The organism is Drancourtella sp. An57 (assembly GCF_002161525.1).
Lineage (GTDB): Bacteria > Bacillota > Clostridia > Lachnospirales > Lachnospiraceae > Sellimonas > Sellimonas catena.
In genome coordinates this window covers 1-19,353 of sequence record NZ_NFHY01000009.1, presented here as the reverse complement: position 1 = coordinate 19,353, position 19,353 = coordinate 1, and the positions used below count along the sequence as shown (strand labels likewise).

General features: G+C 48.0%; 17 protein-coding genes. 16 read left to right on the top strand and 1 reads right to left on the bottom strand.

The window, feature by feature from the left end; all coding sequences use genetic code 11:
- Positions 1-18 precede the first annotated feature (18 nt).
- From metF to B5G11_RS08595, 16 genes are all read left to right on the top strand, one after another.
- Positions 19-888 (top strand): methylenetetrahydrofolate reductase [NAD(P)H], encoded by an 870-nt coding sequence (gene metF, locus B5G11_RS08670; protein ID WP_087252879.1) that lies wholly within the window; start codon positions 19-21, stop codon positions 886-888.
- Positions 881-1,528, top strand: a complete 648-nt coding sequence (locus B5G11_RS08665; protein WP_087167305.1) for a vitamin B12 dependent-methionine synthase activation domain-containing protein — start codon at positions 881-883, stop codon at positions 1,526-1,528. The genes metF and B5G11_RS08665 overlap by 8 nt, the downstream gene beginning before the upstream one ends.
- Before the next feature lie 16 nt (positions 1,529-1,544).
- Positions 1,545-4,007: a homocysteine S-methyltransferase family protein gene (locus B5G11_RS08660; protein WP_087252877.1), complete on the top strand. Its 2,463-nt coding sequence runs from the start codon at positions 1,545-1,547 to the stop codon at positions 4,005-4,007.
- An 87-nt stretch (positions 4,008-4,094) separates the two neighbouring features.
- Complete coding sequence (gene alaS / locus B5G11_RS08655; protein WP_087252875.1) at positions 4,095-6,740, top strand: alanine--tRNA ligase; 2,646 nt, start codon at positions 4,095-4,097, stop codon at positions 6,738-6,740.
- Between the two features lie 141 nt (positions 6,741-6,881).
- A complete protein-coding gene (gene rpsU / locus B5G11_RS08650; RefSeq protein ID WP_005603101.1) occupies positions 6,882-7,058 on the top strand; it encodes a 30S ribosomal protein S21 in 177 nt (58 codons plus the stop codon).
- A 108-nt stretch (positions 7,059-7,166) separates the two neighbouring features.
- On the top strand, positions 7,167-7,841 hold the full coding sequence (locus tag B5G11_RS08645; protein ID WP_087167302.1) for a response regulator transcription factor: 675 nt from the start codon (positions 7,167-7,169) through the stop codon (positions 7,839-7,841).
- An 88-nt stretch (positions 7,842-7,929) separates the two neighbouring features.
- Positions 7,930-8,856 carry an ABC transporter ATP-binding protein gene (locus B5G11_RS08640; RefSeq protein WP_204863515.1) on the top strand — a complete coding sequence of 309 codons (927 nt, stop codon included), beginning with the start codon at positions 7,930-7,932 and terminating at the stop codon, positions 8,854-8,856.
- The gene (locus B5G11_RS08635) at positions 8,840-9,688 is read left to right on the top strand and encodes an ABC transporter permease (RefSeq protein WP_087252873.1); all 849 of its coding nucleotides are present in this window, start codon (positions 8,840-8,842) and stop codon (positions 9,686-9,688) included. Before B5G11_RS08640 ends, B5G11_RS08635 begins: the two co-directional genes overlap by 17 nt.
- Positions 9,689-10,591 (top strand): HAMP domain-containing sensor histidine kinase, encoded by a 903-nt coding sequence (locus B5G11_RS08630; protein WP_087252871.1) that lies wholly within the window; start codon positions 9,689-9,691, stop codon positions 10,589-10,591.
- 66 nt (positions 10,592-10,657) lie between these two features.
- On the top strand, positions 10,658-11,842 hold the full coding sequence (locus B5G11_RS08625) for a D-alanyl-D-alanine carboxypeptidase family protein (protein WP_343215488.1): 1,185 nt from the start codon (positions 10,658-10,660) through the stop codon (positions 11,840-11,842).
- Positions 11,843-11,888: 46 nt separating this feature from the next.
- Entirely contained in the window at positions 11,889-12,707 is an 819-nt protein-coding gene (locus tag B5G11_RS08620) for an HAD-IIA family hydrolase (protein WP_087252869.1), read from the top strand.
- A complete protein-coding gene (locus B5G11_RS08615; protein WP_087252867.1) occupies positions 12,704-13,603 on the top strand; it encodes a metallophosphoesterase in 900 nt (299 codons plus the stop codon). Before B5G11_RS08620 ends, B5G11_RS08615 begins: the two co-directional genes overlap by 4 nt.
- A gap of 104 nt (positions 13,604-13,707) precedes the next feature.
- Positions 13,708-14,496: a segregation/condensation protein A gene (locus B5G11_RS08610; protein WP_087252865.1), complete on the top strand. Its 789-nt coding sequence runs from the start codon at positions 13,708-13,710 to the stop codon at positions 14,494-14,496.
- Positions 14,465-15,034: an SMC-Scp complex subunit ScpB gene (gene scpB / locus B5G11_RS08605; RefSeq protein WP_087252864.1), complete on the top strand. Its 570-nt coding sequence runs from the start codon at positions 14,465-14,467 to the stop codon at positions 15,032-15,034. The genes B5G11_RS08610 and scpB overlap by 32 nt, the downstream gene beginning before the upstream one ends.
- Positions 15,035-15,138: 104 nt before the next feature.
- Positions 15,139-16,170 carry a 3-deoxy-7-phosphoheptulonate synthase gene (locus B5G11_RS08600; protein ID WP_087167294.1) on the top strand — a complete coding sequence of 344 codons (1,032 nt, stop codon included), beginning with the start codon at positions 15,139-15,141 and terminating at the stop codon, positions 16,168-16,170.
- Positions 16,171-16,409: 239 nt separating this feature from the next.
- Entirely contained in the window at positions 16,410-17,633 is a 1,224-nt protein-coding gene (locus tag B5G11_RS08595) for a D-alanyl-D-alanine carboxypeptidase family protein (RefSeq protein WP_087253073.1), read from the top strand.
- 297 nt (positions 17,634-17,930) lie between these two features.
- Here the strand turns inward: B5G11_RS08595 and B5G11_RS08590 are convergent, their stop codons facing one another.
- Positions 17,931-19,214: a helix-turn-helix domain-containing protein gene (locus B5G11_RS08590; protein WP_087252863.1), complete on the bottom strand. Its 1,284-nt coding sequence runs from the start codon at positions 19,212-19,214 to the stop codon at positions 17,931-17,933.
- Between the last annotated feature and the right edge of the window lie 139 nt (positions 19,215-19,353).

The window sequence follows — 19,353 nt, the reverse complement described above, 5'->3', positions numbered from 1 at the left end:
ACAGCTTAGGAGTACAACATGAAAATAAGAGAAAATTTACAATCAGGAAAAGTACATATTTCCTTTGAGGTGTTTCCACCGAAGACGGATGACAAATATGAGAGCGTCCTGAAGGCGGTGGACGAGATTGCGACAGTCAAGCCGTCCTTCATCAGCGTCACTTACGGCGCCGGCGGCGGCACAAGCAAGAATACGGTGGGTATCGCATCCCACATTCAGAACGATCTGAAGGTGCCAAGCCTTGCGCACCTGACCTGCGTCTCTTCTACGAAAGCAGAAGTGCGGGAAGTGATCAAAAAATTAAAAGAAGAAGGCATTGAAAATGTGCTGGCTCTTCGGGGCGACATTCCGGAGGGAATGGAGTACCCGGCGGAGGACAAGTTCCAGCATGCCATCGGGCTGATCGAGCTTCTGAAAGAGAGCGGGGATTTCTGCCTTGGCGGAGCCTGCTATCCGGAAGGTCATGTGGAGAGCGCGACTCAGAAGGAGGATATCCGCCACCTGAAAGAAAAGGTGGACTGCGGGCTTGATTTCCTGACGACCCAGATGTTTTTTGACAATCATATCTTATACAACTTCCTGTATAAGATCCGGGAGGCAGGAATCACGGTTCCGGTGCTTCCGGGCATCATGCCGGTCACAAACAAAAGCCAGATCAAGAGGATCTGTTCACTGTCCGGAACTTATCTGCCGGAACGGTTCAAAGCAGTGGTAGATCGGTTCGGTGACAATCCGAAGGCAATGCGCCAGGCAGGCGTGGCATATGCGACGGATCAGGTGATCGACCTGATTGCAAACGGCATCAATAATATCCACATTTATTCCATGAACAAGCCGGAGGTTGCAAGGGCGATCATGGAGAATCTATCGGAGATTGTAGATGAATAGAAAGATAAGGGAGGCTGTCCGTTATCTGGGATATGGAAGACATGCGATAGATGAACAGACACTTGCTTTGGTGGAAAGCTCCATGGAGGAGCTTTCTTCCGGGGTAAGAGAGCGATTCATCTATCGCATTTTTGAATTATCTCAGGAGGGGGAGACCTTGAAAATCGGAGATTGGGAAATCAAAAGCAGAAGCCTTTCTAAAAACATGAAAGGATGCAGACAGGCAGCAGTGTTTGCGGCGACTCTTGGGCCGGAAGCTGACCAGATGATCCGCAGGGCTTCTGTGACGGAGATGGCAAAAGCGGTTGTCCTGCAGGCCTGTGCAGCAGCGCTTCTGGAGGAGTACTGTGACAGCTGTCAGGATCGGATCGCACAGGAAATGGCAGAAGAAGGAAAATACCTCCGTCCAAGATTCAGCCCTGGATATGGAGATTTTGATATCTGCCATCAGGAGATGCTTCTGAAGATTCTGCAGGCGGACAAGACCATCGGTCTTACGATGACAAAAAGTTTCATGCTGACGCCCACCAAATCGGTGACAGCACTGATCGGAATCAGTACGGAGCAGACGCCCTGTCACAGGCAGGGGTGCGAGGTCTGTGAAAAGACAGACTGCGCATACAGAAGAGACAGCAAGTAAGAAGGAGTGACCAGATATGAGAGAGCGGCTTGGAAAAGAGCTCCTGTTTTTAGACGGTGGAATGGGGACACTTTTGCAGGAGAGAGGTTTAAAGCCCGGAGAGCTTCCGGAGACATGGAATCTGAAGAGAAAGGAAGAGATTATCGAGATCCACAGACAGTATTATGAGGCCGGGAGCGACATCGTGCTGTCCAATACTTTTGGGGCCAATGCACTGAAATTTCATGACGAGGACTGTTCTCTGCGGGAGATTATCTTTGCTGCGGTAGACAATGTCAAGACCGCCAGAGCTTTGGCCGGAAAGGATGACGGCAGACATTACGCGGCGCTGGATATCGGGCCGACGGGAAAGCTGCTAGAGCCAATGGGAGATTTGTCCTTTGACGAGGCTTACGAAGCCTTTGCTCAGGCGGCCCGTTACGGAGCTGAGGCAGGGGCGGATCTGATTCACATCGAAACCATGAGCGATACGTACGAAGTCAAAGCTGCAGTTCTTGCGGCAAAAGAGCAGACCGGTATTCCGGTTTTTGCGACACTGATTTTTGATGAAAGAGGAAAACTGCTGACCGGGGGCGATGTGACGGGGACAGTGGCCATGCTGGAAGGACTCGGCGTGGATGCTCTTGGAATCAACTGCGGACTGGGACCGGAGCAGATGCTTCCGATTTTAAAGGAGATCTGCCGACATGCCAGTGTTCCGGTGATTGTAAAGCCGAATGCGGGTCTTCCAAAGCAGAGAGACGGAAAGACATGCTACGATGTGACGCCGGAGATTTTTGCGGGATGGATGAAGCAGCTTGTGGAGACCGGAGCCTGCATCATTGGTGGATGCTGTGGTACGACCCCGGCTCATATCCGGGCCATGACAAAGGCATGCAGGGGTATGCAGATCCAGGTTCCAACGGAAAAAACGGAGACGATTGTTTCCTCCTACGGACAGGCTGTGGTACTTGGCGACTGCCCGGTGATTATTGGAGAGCGGATCAATCCGACCGGAAAGAAACGCTTCAAACAGGCGTTAAAAGAGCATGATATTGATTATATTTTAAAGGAAGGCATCCGCCAGCAGGAGCAGGGAGCCCATATTCTGGACGTCAATGTGGGCCTGCCGGATATTGATGAGCCGGCCATGATGGAGGAAGTTGTAAAGGAGCTTCAGGGCATTACGAGCCTGCCGCTGCAGATTGATACGGTGGATCAAAGAGCCATGGAGCGCGCCATGCGGATTTATAATGGAAAGCCGATGGTCAATTCCGTCAGCGGAAAACAGGAATCCATGGACATGGTCTTCCCGCTTGTGAAAAAATACGGCGGTGTGGTGATCGGCCTTGCACTGGATGAAAACGGAATTCCAAAGACCGCCGAAGGACGTGTGGAAGTGGCCGGAAAGATTATCCGGGAGGCTGCAAAGTACGGAATCAGGCCGAAAGACATTGTCATTGATGTGCTGACCATGACTATCAGTTCCGAGCCGGAAGGAGCCATCACGGTGCTTCAGGCACTGGAGATGGTACGGAAGAAATACCATGTCCGCACGGTGCTTGGCGTGTCCAATATTTCCTTCGGGCTTCCGTACCGCCCGGCAGTAAACTCCGTCTTTTATGCCCTTGCCATGCAGAAAGGCCTGACCGCGGGCATCATCAATCCGGGATCCGAAGAGATGATGAAGGCCTACCGTTCCTATCTAGCGTTGATGAACTTTGATAAAAACTGTGAAGCGTATATTGCGGCGTATGCAGATTATAAACCGGCCGGACCGGCCCGGACAGGCAGTCCGGCATCCGGGAAGACAGACAGTGCCGGCGGTGCTTCCGGAACTGGAAAAGACCGGAAAACCGGGGAGATGGATCTGCGTTACACCATTGAGCGGGGGCTGAAAGAGGAAGCAGGCCGTCTGGCAAAAGCCCTTGCAGAGACGGAGGAGCCTCTTTCCATTATCAATCAGCATCTGATTCCGGCCCTTGACACGGTGGGAAAACGGTTTGAGCAGGGAACGCTGTTCCTTCCGCAGCTTTTGATGAGTGCGGATGCGGCGAAAGAGGCCTTTGCGGTACTCAAGGATACGATGGAACAAAGCGGCATTGTGCAGGAGAAAAACGGAAAAATCATTCTTGCCACGGTCAAGGGCGACATCCACGATATTGGGAAAAATATCGTCAAAGTGCTGCTGGAAAATTACGGATTTGATGTGATTGACCTGGGAAAAGACGTGGATCCGGAGCGGATCGTGGAAACAGCGGTCGAAGAGGACATCCGCCTGGTGGGATTAAGCGCTCTGATGACAACGACTGTGGTCAATATGGAGGAAACCATCCGGCTGCTCCGAAAAGAAAAGCCGGACTGCCAGGTTATGGTGGGCGGAGCGGTGCTCAATCAGGAGTATGCAGACATGATCGGAGCGGATTTTTACGGGAAAGACGCCATGCAGTCCGTCCATTTTGCGCAGAAAGTCCTGCATTCCGGGGAGAAGGAATCTTGACACCTTCCGTGCAATCCAGTATGATTAATAAGATAAGCAAAAGAAGAGAGAACGCTTGAAATATACAATGAGGAGGCAGACAGCGTCATGCAGACTTATGGAGTCAATGAGTTAAGAAAGATGTTCCTGGACTTTTTCGAGAGCAAAGAACATCTCGTTCACAAAAGTTTTTCCCTGGTGCCGCACAACGATAAGAGTTTGTTGCTCATCAATTCCGGGATGGCACCATTAAAACCATACTTTACCGGACAGGAGATTCCGCCGAGAAGACGGATGGCTACATGCCAGAAATGTATCCGTACCGGTGATATCGAAAACGTAGGAAAGACCGCAAGACACGGTACCTTTTTCGAGATGCTCGGAAACTTTTCCTTCGGAGATTATTTTAAAAGAGAGGCGATCCACTGGTCCTGGGAATTCCTGACCGAAGTGGTAGGACTTGATCCAAACCGCCTGTATCCGTCCGTTTACGTGGATGATCAGGAAGCCTTTGATATCTGGAACAAGGAGATGGGCATCCCGGCAGACCGGATTTACAAGTTTGGAAAAGAAGACAATTTCTGGGAGCACGGTTCCGGACCTTGCGGACCATGTTCCGAGATCTACTATGACCGCGGCGAAAAATACGGCTGCGGCAAACCGGACTGTACAGTAGGCTGTGAGTGCGACCGTTACATGGAAATCTGGAACAACGTATTCACCCAGTTTGACAACGACGGACATGGCAATTACAGCGAACTGGAACAGAAGAATATCGATACCGGAATGGGACTGGAGCGTCTGGCAAGTGTTGTACAGGACGTGGATTCCATTTTTGATATTGATACAATGAAAGCGCTCCGTGACCATGTATGCCGGATTGCGGGCGTGACTTACAAAGAGGATGAGAAGACGGATATTTCCATCCGTGTCATCACAGACCATATCCGTTCCGTGACATTTATGATTTCCGACGGAATCATGCCGTCCAACGAGGGAAGAGGCTACGTGCTTCGACGTCTCCTGCGCCGCGCATGCCGTCACGGAAGAATTCTGAATATCGAAGGAAAATTCTTGTCCGGTCTTTGCGAGACGGTAATCGCCGGATCCAAAGACGGGTATCCGGAACTGGAAGAAAAGAGAGATTTCATTCTCAATGTCATCAGTAAAGAGGAAGACCAGTTTAATAAAACCATCGACCAGGGTCTCGGCATCCTTGCAGAGATGGAAGCAGAGATGAACGAAAAAGGAGAGAAGATTCTTTCCGGAGACAATGCGTTCAAGCTCTACGACACATATGGATTCCCGCTGGATCTGACAAAAGAGATCCTGGAAGAAAAGGGAATTTCCGTAGATGAGGAAGGATTCCAGAAAGCCATGCAGGTACAGCGGGAGACCGCACGTGCAGCAAGAGGCGTAACAAACTATATGGGAGCAGACGTGACTGTTTATGAGTCCATCGACCCGTCTGTGACATCGACTTTTGTTGGATATGAGACACTGACACACAGCTCCAAGGTAACGGTGCTGACGACAGAGAACGAACTGACTGAGGCGCTGACCGAAGGCGTGGAAGGTACGATTTTCGTAGAAGAGACTCCGTTCTATGCAACAAGCGGTGGACAGAATGCAGACAAAGGTGTGATTACTTCCGAAGATGGAAGCTTTGAATTCGTAGTAAAAGACGTGAAGAAACTTCTGGGCGGAAAGATCGCGCATATTGGATATACAGTAAAAGGCATGATCCGTACCGGAGAGACGGTTGTGCTGAAAGTCGATGAGGAGAACAGAAGACTCTCCGCAAGAAACCACAGTGCGACTCATCTGCTTCAGAAAGCACTGCGTACCGTACTTGGAACGCACGTAGAGCAGGCTGGTTCCTACGTGGATGCGGCAAGACTTCGTTTTGACTTTACCCATTTCTCCGCACTGACGCCGGAAGAAATCAAAAACGTAGAAGAGATTGTAAACAAGGCCATTGCCGATGCACTTCCGGTGAAGGTAGAAAACCTTCCGATCGAAGAGGCCAAAAAGACAGGGGCGCAGGCTTTGTTTGGTGAAAAGTACGGCGATGTCGTCCGCGTTGTCAGCATGGGAGAATTCTCCAAGGAATTTTGCGGTGGAACACACGTGGACAATACTGCATCCATCGGATCCTTCAAGATTGTTTCCGAAGCAGGTGTGGCAGCAGGTGTGCGCCGTATCGAGGCACTGACTTCCAAAGGACTGATGGAATACTATGCAAATCTGGAAATGATTCTTCATGAGGCTTCCAGGGCTTTGAAGACGACACCGGATCATCTGGAAGAGAAGATCAGCCATCTGCAGGCAGAGAACAAAGAGCTTAGAAGCGAAGTGGAAAGCCTGAAGAGCAAACTGGCAAAGGATGCCATGGGAGATGTCACAGATCAGGCAGAAGTGATCGATGGAATTTCCGTGATCGCAACAAAAGTCGAAGGTGTAGACATGAACGGACTGCGTGATCTCGGCGATCAGTTAAAGGAAAAAGTCGGTGAAGGAGTCATCGTGATCGCATCTGTGACAGACGGAAAAGTCAGCCTGATGGCGACGGCGACAGACGGCGCGGTGAAGAAAGGCGCCCATGCAGGAAACCTGATCAAAGCCATCGCAGGACTGGTCGGCGGAGGCGGCGGCGGACGCCCGAACATGGCACAGGCCGGCGGCAAGAATCCGGATGGCGTGGATGCTGCACTGGAAAAAGCAAGAGAAACCGCAAAGGAACAGCTGGCATAATCCCGCAAAAGCGCGCACAAAGATGCGAAAAACTCCTTGACGGATAAAGAAAATATGGTATAATACTTGTAGTGCAATAAAATACCCGAACAGTCGTATGATGCACAATACAGGACTGGAGGGGAGGTTAGGTGTGAGACTATGTCAAATGTAATCGTTAAAGAAAACGAAAGTTTAGACAGCGCTTTACGCAGATTCAAACGTAACTGCGCAAAAGCTGGTATCCAGCAGGAGATTCGTAAGAGAGAACATTACGAAAAACCAAGCGTAAGACGTAAAAAGAAATCTGAGGCTGCTAGAAAACGTAAATATAACTAAGATGTGCAGAGACAGGATGCCGGAAGGCATCCTGTTTTTTTCTATGTTTACAGAAAACTTCGGACGTGCTACGATAGGAAAAGATGAGCCAAAAGGAAGGAAGACAGGATGAATATGATTTTGATTGTGGAAGATGATGTCAATATCAATGAGATGCTGAAAGAAGCGCTGGAAAAGGAAGGATATCGCTGCGTACAGGCATTTTCCGGGACAGAAGGGAGATTTGTGCTTTCGCAGGAACGGCCGGATCTGGTCCTTCTGGATCTGATGCTGCCGGGCATGTCCGGGGAGGCGCTTCTGAAAGAGATCCGTGCAAAAGGGGCCATTCCGGTTATTGTTCTTTCTGCAAAAGACGAGATGGACGATAAGGTGGATGTTCTCCTTGGCGGCGCGGATGATTATGTGGTCAAACCTTTTGAGATCCGGGAAGTGCTGGCAAGAGTCCAGGTACAGCTCAGAAAAAGTTCCGGCGCAAAAGAAACGAAAGTGCTGGAGCACAATGGACTTCTCCTTGACCGTGAGGAGCACCAGATCTACGTAGACGGGGTGCGTCTGGAAGGAGTGACCAGGCAGGAGTTTTTGATTCTGGAACTGTTTCTTAGCTGGCCCAAAAAAGTATTCAGCAAGGAAGAGATTTTTGAGGCGGCGTGGGAGGAGCCGTTTATGGGTGAAACGAAGGCCATTGATGTGCATATCAGCAATATCAGGAAGAAACTAAAAACAGTATCGGACCGGTCGTTTATCGATACAGTATGGGGAATCGGCTATACACTTTCCAGATGAGATCTTTACGAAGTCTTTACTTTTTATTTGCGAAGGATTTGGAAAGAGAGTGTAAGATGAAAGCAAATAAAAAAGGAGATGAATAAAAGTGAATCAGACGATAGTCAGAACCCAGGGACTTACAAAACAATACGGGCATCACAGGGCGGTCAGCCGGATCAGCATGCATGTCCGGAAAGGGGCGGTATACGGACTGATCGGACGAAACGGCGCCGGGAAGACAACGTTTTTAAAAATGCTTGCCGGACTTGCATCGCCAAGCAGCGGTGAGATCGAGATATTCGGGCTGAGGGGAAAAGAACTTGCAAATGTACGGTCCCGGATCGGGTGCCTGATCGAGGCACCGGGGATTTACGGAAATTTAAGCGCCTATGATAATCTGGACCTGAAATGCCGTTTTTTCGGAATTCATAAAAAAGGATACATTGAGGAGATTCTGAAAATTGTAGGCCTTTCAGACACGGGAAAGAAAAAAACGAAGCACTTTTCCCTCGGGATGAAACAGAGACTTGGAATCGGCCTTGCTCTGGTAGGCGAGCCGGACCTGCTGCTGCTCGACGAACCGATTAACGGACTGGACCCGCAGGGAATTGTGGAGATCAGAGATACCATCCTGAAACTGAATAAAGAGAAAAATATGACGATTGTGATTTCCAGCCATATTCTGGAGGAACTCTCCAAGATTGCTACGGATTATGGCATTATCCATCACGGGGAACTGATCGAGGAGATTACAAGGGAAGAACTGATGGAGCGCTGCGGCGAGCGGATTGAGATTGCTACGGGAGTGCCGGAACAGATTGTGCCGATACTGGACCGGCTTGGAATTCAGCAGTATCAGATCGTGGATTCCGGCCATGTGTGGGTCTTTGAGAAGATGGACCGGAGCGCATGGTTAAACAGGGAGCTGATTCGTGCCGGGGCGGATATCCGGGAATTGAAGGTGTGCAGCGAGAAGCTGGAGAATTATTATCTGAATCTGACAGGAGGTGCCGGTCATGCTGAATATCATTAAAATGGACTTTTACCGGATGCTGAAATCAAAAAGCCAGTACATTCTCTGGATCTTGCTTACTGTGATGCTGGTTTTCACTACTGCATCCATGCGGGAAGAATATAAGGATCCACAGGCAAGTGCCAATAACTGGGAGACGATGCAGGAAGGAGTAGAAGATACGGCGGAAAATCTTGGCATGTATGTGACAGTGCCGACAGAACCGGGGCAGAAAGCAACGCTCTATGACATGTTTTATGCCAACACGCAGGGGAAAGTGGAAGCAATTTTTATTGTTGTTTTTGCTGTTCTCTTTGCAACGGCAGATATTCGGAGCGGATACATTAAAAACATTGGAGGACAGTGCAGGCGGCGGTCGGATCTGGTGATTTCCAAGGCAGTGATTTTATTTTTCTATACGGTACTGACCTTTTTGCTTACTTTGGCAGTTCAGGCTTTCTGTAATGCAGTATTTTACGGATATCTGGAGATCGGTCCGGTATCGGAGTTCCTCGGATATATCGGAACCCAGCTGTTGCTGCACTATGCACTGGCTCTGATTGTGATGGGAATTTCGATTCTTATTCTCAATAATATTATCAGCATGACGCTGGCGATCATGCTCTGCATGAATATGACGGTCCTGCTCTGGGGAATGGTCGGAAGAGGACTTCAATCAGTCTTTGACAGGACAGTGGACGTTCTTTCTTACACGGTAACGGGATCGATCAGTATACTGCAGCTTCACGGAGATCCGGATCTCCTGATTAAGGCAGCCTTGGTGGCGATTGTCTACGGTACAGTCTTCACTGTAGTCAGTGCCATCGTATTTCAAAGAAGGGACATCAGATAAATGGAATGGATCATTGGAATTCTTGCGGCCCTGGTGGCTGTACTTCTTATCATACTGGCAGTATACAAGCGGCAGATACGGGATATCTGCCGCCAGCTGGCGTTTCTGAAAGAATATGACAGCAATCTTCTGATTACAAGACAGATGGATGCTTTCGGCATCCGGGAACTGACAGATGAACTGAATGAAATGCTGGAACTGCAGAGAGAGCAGCGGCGGAGATATCTGAAAAAAGAGCAGGATATTTCCGATGCTTATACGAATCTTTCCCACGATATCAGGACCCCTTTGACTTCGCTTGATGGATATTTCCAGCTGTTAAGAGACAGCAAAGAGCAGAAAGAACGGGAACGGTATCTAAAAGTGATTCAGGAGCGGATTGTAAGCTTGAAAGAAATGCTGGAAGAGTTGTTCACCTATACAAAACTGAAAAATGAGACCTATGAGCTGAAACTGGAGCCCCTTTATCTGAACCGGATTTTGACCGAGACGGCGTTTTCTTATTATGATGTCTGGGTGGAAAGAGGCATGGAACCGGAGATTGATCTTACCGAGGAGCAGCTGCAGATCGAAGGAAACGAAGCGGGGCTTCGCCGGACGCTCCAGAATATTATCAAAAATGGTCTCGATCATGGAGAGGGGCAGATGAAATTCTCCATGTTCAGGAAAGAGGGCTGGGCTGTGGTGGAGTGTGCCAACTATACGGCCAGGCTGGACGAAATTGATGTAGGGAAAGTATTTGAACGGTTTTATAAGGCGGACGAGGCAAGAAGCAGGACCGCTTCCTCCGGCCTTGGACTTTCCATTGCAAAGGAATTTACTGTACGGATGCACGGAGAGATCCGGGCCTGGCTGAAGGGGAACTGGTTTACGATTCAGCTTCGATTTCCGCTCCTTTCTTGATGGGACAGACATATTTTGGCAGGCAGAATCCTACAATGTAATAAATGCCAGATGAAGAGGTAAGAAGTGAAAAAGTGGATAGCAATGCTGATGGCGTCGGTCCTGTTCTGCATTTCAGGGAGTATGGCCGTCATGGCAGAAGAAGAGACAGGAGGAGAAAGTGCGGGAAGTGTGACCGTCACGGCTCCTTCTGTTTTTTTGATGGAGGCGTCAACGGGAAAAGTATTGTATGAAAAAGACGCGGATACCAGAAGACCGCCGGCCAGTGTGACCAAAGTCATGACGATTCTTTTGATTTACGACGCCCTTTCGGCAGGGAAAATTCACAAAGAAGATGTGGTGACCACCTCGGAGTATGCCGCTTCCATGGGAGGCAGCCAGGTGTTTCTGGAAGCCGGAGAAGAACAGACGGTGGATACCTTGCTGAAATGTATCGTTGTATCCAGTGCCAATGATGCCTGTGTCGCCATGGCAGAATACATTTCCGGCACAGAGGAGGCGTTTGTGCAGCAGATGAATGAACGGGCCAAAGGTCTCGGGATGGAGAATACAGTGTTTAAAAACTGCAACGGCCTGGATACGGACGGTCATGTGACGACAGCCAGAGATATTGCACTGATGTCACGGGAACTGATTACAAAATATCCGGATGTGTACGAGTATACGAAAATCTGGATGGATACCATCGTACATAAAACGAAAAAGGGCGAGGAAGAGTTTGGCCTTTCCAATACGAATAAGCTGATCCGACAGTACTCCTATGCCACCGGGCTGAAGACAGGATCCACAGGAGAGGCAAAATTCTGTTTGAGTGCCACCGCACAGAAAGACAGAATTGATCTGATTGCCGTTATTATGGCGGCGCCGGACGTAAAGACACGGTTTGCAGATGCTCAGACACTGCTGAATTATGGATTCTCCATCTGCCGGAAGTACGAGGATCCGGACTGGGAGTCCGTGCAAAAAACGGTAAAAGTGGAACGTGGAGAAGAGGATCAGGTAAAGGTCGTGCAGAAGAGCGGTTTCTCTTATCTCGACGTCAGCGGAGCGGATGTAAGCGGAGTAGAAAAGGAAGTGGTGCCAAAGGCCTCTTTAAAAGCTCCGGTGAAGAAAGGACAGAAGGCTGGAACGGTACAGTATCTGCTGAACGGGGAGAAGATCGGAGAAGTGGAGCTGGCTGCGGCGGACGATGTGCCGGCCATGTCGCTAAAACACGCAATCGAAGATGTTTTGGACAGCTTTTCGTTGTAAAAGGAAGAGAAAAATTATATAATGTCTAGGAAAAGGAGCCAAAAGCATGTTAAAAGAAAAAAAGTATTTTTTATTTGATATTGACGGAACGCTGGCTGTCGGAGAGACATTATATGACGGAACCAAAGAGTTGCTGGAATGGATTGAAAGAAAAGGCGGCCGGAGTTTCTATATCACAAACAATTCTACAAAGAGCAGGAAAGACTATGTTGACAAATTTGCAAGATGGGGCATCGAAGCTTCGGAGGAGCAGTTTATGACTGCTTCTTACGCGGCATGTCTTTATATGAAAGAACACTATGCGGGGAAGAAGGTGTTCGTACTTGGGACACCTTCTTTCGTGGAAGAACTGAAAGGATTCGGAGTGCAGGTGACGGAAGAGGCAGAGCAGGATGTGACCTGTGTTCTTGCCGGGTTTGACGATACACTTCGGTATGAAAAACTGGAAAAAGCGTGTAAACTGCTGTTCCGGGAGGAAGTGGATTTCCTCGGAACCAATCCGGATCTGCGGTGCCCTGCACCTTTCGGATTCATTCCGGACTGTGGTGCTATCTGCGGGATGATCCGTGATACCGTCGGCCGTGAGCCGTACTTTATCGGTAAACCAAACCGGGTAATTGCGGATCTGTGTGCAGAGCAGTGCCGGGGATCTTCGGAAGAGTTCCTTGTTGTAGGGGACCGGCTTTACACCGATATCGCCTGCGGCATCAATGCCGGAATGGAGACGGCGGTTGTCTACAGCGGAGAAGCCGATGAGGAGGAAGTGCGGACAAGTATCTGGAAGCCGGACTATTGTTTTGACACGATCCGTGACCTGTACGAGGCAGTTAAAGCAGCGGCAGAAACGGGGGAAAAGGCAGAATGATAACCGTTATCGTGTGTCTTTTCTTTCTTGCGCTTCTGGTGCTTTTGAGAATTTTTTATGAAAACCATACCTTTGTAGTAACACGCTATGATGTGGATTCCGGGACCAATGGCACAGGAGATGACTGGAAGATTGTTTTTTTAAGTGACCTTCACAATCAGGAATACGGAGAAGGCAATGAAAAACTGCTCCGCGCAGTACGTGACGAGAAGCCGGATCTAATCCTTGTTGGAGGGGACATGCTGATCCGAAGTACCGGTGAAAAATCGGAGAAGGCGGCACGCTTTATGGAACAGCTTCCGTCCATCGCTCCGGTTTACTGTGCCAATGGAAATCATGAGCAGAAAATGAAAGAGTGCGAGGAAGAATATGGAAAGGCCTATCAGAATTATAAAAAAAGGCTGGTCGACGCCGGAATTCATATGCTCGAAAATGAAGCCTGCACCCTGAAGCTTGGAGGACAGAATGTACAGATCGGAGGACTGGAAATTCCGGTTTCCTTTTTTGCCAAGCAGGTTCCATGGAAACACTATGATTCCTTTTGTGATGAGAGTCCGGAACAGTTGATGCCGGAACAGTTTGACATGCGTCCGGTCAAAGACGGAGGTCCGTATAAGATTCTGCTGGCACATCAGGCGTTGTATGCTGAGACCTATGCGGACTGGGGAATGGATCTTGTCCTGTGCGGACACCTTCACGGCGGAGTCGTACGCCTTCCCGGGATCGGCGGAATCATTTCACCGCAGCTGACATTATTTCCGAAATATTCGGGAGAACATTCCAGACTCGGCGAGAGTGATATCATTGTCAGCAAAGGACTGGGAGGACACAGCATCCCGATCCGCTTGTTTGACCGGGCGGAAGTGGTTGTAATCTGCGGACGGCAGGAAAAATAGCAGTGTGTGGGAAACTGCGGGAAGGGAGCGGAATCTCTTGAGAAAAGAAGCAGGATCATGTATAATAAAACGGTTAGACGAAGCGTAGAGAAAGAAGGAACCAAATGGGCATACCGGTAAAGCTTCCGGTGTTTGAGGGGCCGCTGGACCTGCTCCTGCACCTGATTGATAAAAATAAAATAGATATTTATGATATCCCGATTGTAGAGATTACCAACCAGTACATGGAATATATCCGGCAGATGGAACGGGAGGATCTGAATGTCATGAGCGAGTTTCTCGTGATGGCGGCGACTCTTCTGGATATCAAATGCAGAATGCTTCTTCCAAAAGAAGTCAACGAAGAAGGAGAGGAAGAAGATCCAAGACAGGAGCTGGTAGAACAGCTTTTGCAGTATAAGATGTACAAGTATATGTCGTATGAACTGCGGGACCGGGAAGTATTAGGCGAAAGGCGGATGTACCGGGAAGCGGATCTCCCGAAAGAGGTGGTCGAGTACACACCACCGGTAGATCTGGACGAGCTGATCGGGGATCTGACCCTGACCCGGTTAAACGAGATTTTTCAGGAAGTCATGCGCCGTCAGAATGATAAGATTGACCCGGTCAGAAGCCGGTTTGGCAAGATTGAAAAAGAAGAAGTAACACTCCCGGAGAAGATGGAATACATTTCAGAATATACAAGGACACACCGGTCATTTAAGTTCCGTGATCTGCTGATGAAACAGTCATCGAAAGTACAGGTTATCGTAACCTTTCTTGCAGTACTGGAGATGATGAAAGCCGGGAAGATCACTGCAAGTCAGGAAGAAACATTCGGGGACATTTTGATTCTGTCCACAGATGAGGAGGAAGAGGACAATGGAGATGCGGAAACTGGAAGGAATCATTGAGGCCATCCTCTTTACCATGGGAGGAGCAGTGGAACTCTCACGCATTGCAAAAGCGGTAGAAGAGCCGGAAGAACGGATTAAAGAGGCGGTTACATCCATGCAGAAACGATACGAAGAAGAGGACAGAGGAATCAGCATTATTGAACTGGAAGATTCCTGCCAGATGTGCACAAAACCCGAGGCTTATGAGTATTTGATCCGCATTGCAAAACAGCCGAAAAAGCAGGTGCTCAGCGATGTTCTTCTGGAGACACTTTCCATCATTGCGTATAAACAGCCGGTTACCAAAATTGAAATTGAAAAGATCCGCGGCGTCAAGTCCGATCACGCAGTCAACAAACTGGTAGAATATAACCTCGTCTGTGAAGTTGGAAGACTGGACGCGCCGGGAAGGCCGCTTCTTTTCGGAACGACAGAAGAATTTTTAAGAAGATTCAGCGTACAGAAACTGGAGGATCTGCCGGGCATCGATCCGGATCAGATGGAACAGTTTAAAGAAGAGGCAGAGGATGAAGCGGAGATCAAGCTGCATGTATGATAATTGCAAACGGGCAATTTGATTGAAGCTGTACAGAGCAAACAGAGATCAGGCAAATTTAAACAAGACAGTAAAAGATAGACAAAAAGAAAGAGGACAAGATTATGGCAATGAAGATACAGGCCAGACTTCCGGAGCCGGAAGAGCTGAAACAAAAATATCCTATGTCTGCGGACATGAAAAAAATCAAAGAAGAACGGGATGGAGAGATTCAGAATGTATTCACCGGGTATTCCGATAAATTTCTCGTTATCATCGGACCATGCTCCGCAGATAACGAAGATGCAGTCTGCGAATATGTAGAACGGCTCGCCCGACTCAACGAAGAAGTCAAAGACAAACTGATTCTGATCCCGAGGATCTATACGAACAAACCAAGAACAACAGGAGAAGGATACAAAGGCATGCTGCATCAGCCGGAACCGGACAAAGAGCCAAACCTTCTGGAAGGCTTGATCGCTATCCGGAAACTTCATCTGCATTCCATCGAAGTCAGCGGACTCACCGGAGCCGACGAAATGCTTTATCCGGAAAACAGAAGCTACCTCGATGACATTCTCTCCTATGAGGCTGTAGGAGCAAGATCTGTTGAAAATCAGCAGCACCGATTGACGGCAAGCGGCATGGACATCCCGGTAGGAATGAAAAATCCGACCAGCGGCGATCTTTCTGTTATGCTCAACTCTATCAAAGCAGCACAAGGCGCCCACCAGTTTATCTACCGGACACTCGATGTCACCACCAGCGGCAATCCACTCGCACACGCCATTCTCCGCGGCGGCGTAGACAAATACGGAACCTGCATACCAAACTACCACTATGAAGACCTTTACCGGCTCAGCGCAATGTACAAAACATCCAGACTCAAAAACCCGGCAGTCATCGTAGACGCAAACCACTCTAACTCAAACAAACAATACAAAGAACAGATCCGTATTGTCAGCGAAGTCCTGCATAGCAGAAATTATAACACCGATCTCAAAAAACTCATCAAAGGAGTCATGATCGAAAGCTATCTCATCGAAGGCCGCCAGGAAATCACCGACAACCGCACCTACGGACAGTCCATTACCGATCCATGCATCGGATGGGACGATACCGAAAAACTCGTCAAAAAAATCGCAGAAGAATGTTAAAATTTTTATTTTTCAACGTTTCAACGGGGACGTGTTCCGATGCACCGGAACACGTCCCCGTTGAAAAAATTATGAACAAAATGAGTAGCAAACCTTACATGAATATTACGGTAAAAGAACATTTTTGGAATAAAGGTGTCTGAATTTTCATAGAGTTGTCTTAGAAAGTTTGATCTGGGAGTGGTCTGTTGAAAATGAGGAGTTGTAGACGGTTGAAGTGGAAGGCCGGAGTAATTTTTATGATAGGTGTACTTTGTATTAGTGTTGGTTTTCCGGTGTTGCAGGTACAGGCGGAAGAAGAAGCTCAGGTGGATAATTTGCAATTATATGCACAGTCAGCTGTTCTCATGGATGGTGAAAGTGGACGGATACTGTTTGAAAAAGACGGTGGGGAAGAGCGGCCAATGGCAAGTACAACGAAGATTATGACCTGTATTCTTGCATTGGAAACAGCAAATCTTAACGATATTGTAACAGTTTCGAAAGAAGCAGCAAGACAGCCGGAAGTGCATCTTGGGATGAAGGAAGGCGATCAATTTTATATGGAAGATCTCCTGTACTCAATTATGCTGGAGTCTCACAATGACAGTGCGTGGGCAGTGGCGGAGCATATTTCAGGAACTGTGGATGAGTTTACAAGTCTGATGGATCAGAAAGCAAAAAAACTGGGGTGCAACCACACGAATTTTGTGACACCAAACGGGCTGGATGGAAAAGACGAAGACGGAATTCATCATACAACGGCGAAAGATTTGGCGAGAATTATGAGGTATTGCATTATGGAATCGCCACAAAAGGAAGCGTTTTTGCGGATCACACAGACAAAGACAAAAACATTTCAGGATACCACAGGGAAGAAACAATTCACATGCAGCAATCATAATGCATTTCTGGATATGATGGAAGGCGCACTGACCGGGAAAACCGGATTTACCGGAGAAGCAGGATACTGTTATGCGGGAGCGGTAAGACAGGGAGACAAAACACTGATCGTAACACTTCTTGCCTGCGGATGGCCGAATAACAAAAATTATAAATGGGATGATATGAAGAAACTGGTGCAGTACGGGCTCGACCAGTACGAATACCGCCAATATTGGGAGGAAGCACTGCAAAATGGCGAAATACGACTTCTGGAGGCAGGAAAAGAAAAAGAAGTGAAGGATTCAACACCACAGGATGGAAATTTATACAATGATGGAACTGTGAATGCATTCCTGAATATTTCTGCAACAGACAGGCAAAAACGGATTCTGATGAAAAAGACAGAAACGATCGAAATCCAGATCCAGGAGCAAGATACGATCCAGGCCCCGGTAGAAAAAAAACAAAAACTCGGAGAAGTAACCCTTCTACTAAACGGAGAAGTTCTTGAACAAAAAAATATCATCAGCGGAGACCAAATTTCCAGAAAAGACCTGCTCTGGACCTACCGACAGATCTGGAAAACCTATGCACTGTAAATACACATAAGCAGTCGTCGAAATATGCTGAAGTGAAAAGTTTAATTCCACTTTGAAATTAGGAAATATGAAAGTAGCAATTACTCTTACAAAAGAAGAGAATTGCTACTTTTTTTATGCTATAAAGTAGAATTCAGTGTTACAATAAAAACAGAAACAACAGGTTTACCGCCGTTTCCTCCTCTTTTTTTGCATGACAAAAAAGCGGATTTCGGTCGTGGTTTTTAAGGTGTAGGACTAAAATCCACTTGGAATTGGTCAGTATGGGAAGGGGATGACAGCCGCCTGTTGTTTTTTTTACTTCTTTTTTAACAGGTACGGTTTTAAAACTACATGATCCCTTGGAATTGGCTGAATTCCAAAGTCATACAGCTTTTCATAAAGATCATGGTACAGAAAATCAGTCAGTTCCAGGGGAGTTTTGCCTCCCAGAACTTCTACAGGTGCAGAATTCACATGGCACAGAGCGAGGTTCAATGCTGTCTGGTCGGTTAAGCCGAGTGCTCTTAAATCTGTTCCTTTCGGGAGGATATATCGGAGTTCAATATGTTTGTTTTCCAAAGTGCCTTTCTGACCGGACTGCATGGGATCACAATAATAGACCCGTGTTCTTCTTGTGCCATCCGTGCTGTGTTCCATCTCTTCTGCCAGCGAGAATTCGGACCCTCTGTCAGTGAGCAGGACATGGACATATTTTCGGAATACTTCCGGGCCAAGGATGGATTCCAGAAGGTCCACGCCCTGCTTCATGGCAAGAGAAGTTTTTTCTTCATGCAGGATGCCGAAAAGGATCCGTGGGCGGAGAAAGAAAAAGGTCTGAATAAAAGGGCCGTCAGAAACGTTGTTATAAATGGTGTCCATCTGTGTAACAAAAACTTCCGGATGTTCAGAAACGTATTCTTGATAGTTTTTGTAGAAACGTCCCTGAAGATAGTGTCTGTCGATTCTCTTTTTGAAGCCTTTGGAGAGCTTTTTGGGAATCTTTCGGGATACCTGACGTCGGAGATCCAACACGGAGATATCAGAAATTTCTCGAAAGACGCCTCCTTCAATATAATTGTAAAGGGTCTTTTCGCAGATACCGAGTTCCGGATGGCTGGCTACAATGCGGTAGGGAGAGTGCCCTTGTTTTAGAAGGGGAGCAATGATAGCAGCAAGTTTTTTTGCTTCCTGAACAGTCAGGTTTACACCCTGGCGGGAATCGATGAGAGTGGTACGGTAGTCACGGTGGGCATCCTCCGGGCAGTACTGATATTTGTTGAAACGGCAGCGTGGCCAGTCAGAGCATCCATTGCAGGCACCGGGAGAACGGTCCCGTCTGGAACAGCGGAAAGGGAGATACTCCGGACAGTCGGGAGTACAATGCCGGCCAAAGACACAGGAGCGATAGTTTGCGCATTCAAGAGGAAGCCTGCACTTATGAGTAAGCTTTCGGTGGAGTTTGATTTCTTTTCCGACGGTAGATTTATCCTTTCCGATGATTCGGGCGATGGCGGATTTAGAAGAGCCATTGGTAATGCCGGTAAGAATGATGCGACGTTCCTCCAAAGTTAAATGGGAAAAAGCATTTGATAATGTCATAGGGAAACACCAGCCTTTCCAGCGACTGTCAACCAAGACCAGTGTAAGACAAACTGCAACAGGAATGGAAGTAGAAATAAGCGTAAGACTAAAATCCACTTTAGCCCATTTAAAGTGGAAATAAACTTTTCAGTTCAGT

Coding starts and splice junctions, on each gene's coding strand:
- metF (WP_087252879.1), top strand. CDS start 19: ATGAAAATAAGAGAAAATTTACAATCAGGAAAAGTACATATTTCCTTT.
- B5G11_RS08665 (WP_087167305.1), top strand. CDS start 881: ATGAATAGAAAGATAAGGGAGGCTGTCCGTTATCTGGGATATGGAAGA.
- B5G11_RS08660 (WP_087252877.1), top strand. CDS start 1,545: ATGAGAGAGCGGCTTGGAAAAGAGCTCCTGTTTTTAGACGGTGGAATG.
- alaS (WP_087252875.1), top strand. CDS start 4,095: ATGCAGACTTATGGAGTCAATGAGTTAAGAAAGATGTTCCTGGACTTT.
- rpsU (WP_005603101.1), top strand. CDS start 6,882: ATGTCAAATGTAATCGTTAAAGAAAACGAAAGTTTAGACAGCGCTTTA.
- B5G11_RS08645 (WP_087167302.1), top strand. CDS start 7,167: ATGAATATGATTTTGATTGTGGAAGATGATGTCAATATCAATGAGATG.
- B5G11_RS08635 (WP_087252873.1), top strand. CDS start 8,840: ATGCTGAATATCATTAAAATGGACTTTTACCGGATGCTGAAATCAAAA.
- B5G11_RS08630 (WP_087252871.1), top strand. CDS start 9,689: ATGGAATGGATCATTGGAATTCTTGCGGCCCTGGTGGCTGTACTTCTT.
- B5G11_RS08620 (WP_087252869.1), top strand. CDS start 11,889: ATGTTAAAAGAAAAAAAGTATTTTTTATTTGATATTGACGGAACGCTG.
- B5G11_RS08615 (WP_087252867.1), top strand. CDS start 12,704: ATGATAACCGTTATCGTGTGTCTTTTCTTTCTTGCGCTTCTGGTGCTT.
- B5G11_RS08610 (WP_087252865.1), top strand. CDS start 13,708: ATGGGCATACCGGTAAAGCTTCCGGTGTTTGAGGGGCCGCTGGACCTG.
- scpB (WP_087252864.1), top strand. CDS start 14,465: ATGGAGATGCGGAAACTGGAAGGAATCATTGAGGCCATCCTCTTTACC.
- B5G11_RS08600 (WP_087167294.1), top strand. CDS start 15,139: ATGGCAATGAAGATACAGGCCAGACTTCCGGAGCCGGAAGAGCTGAAA.
- B5G11_RS08595 (WP_087253073.1), top strand. CDS start 16,410: ATGATAGGTGTACTTTGTATTAGTGTTGGTTTTCCGGTGTTGCAGGTA.
- B5G11_RS08590 (WP_087252863.1), bottom strand. CDS start 19,214: ATGACATTATCAAATGCTTTTTCCCATTTAACTTTGGAGGAACGTCGC.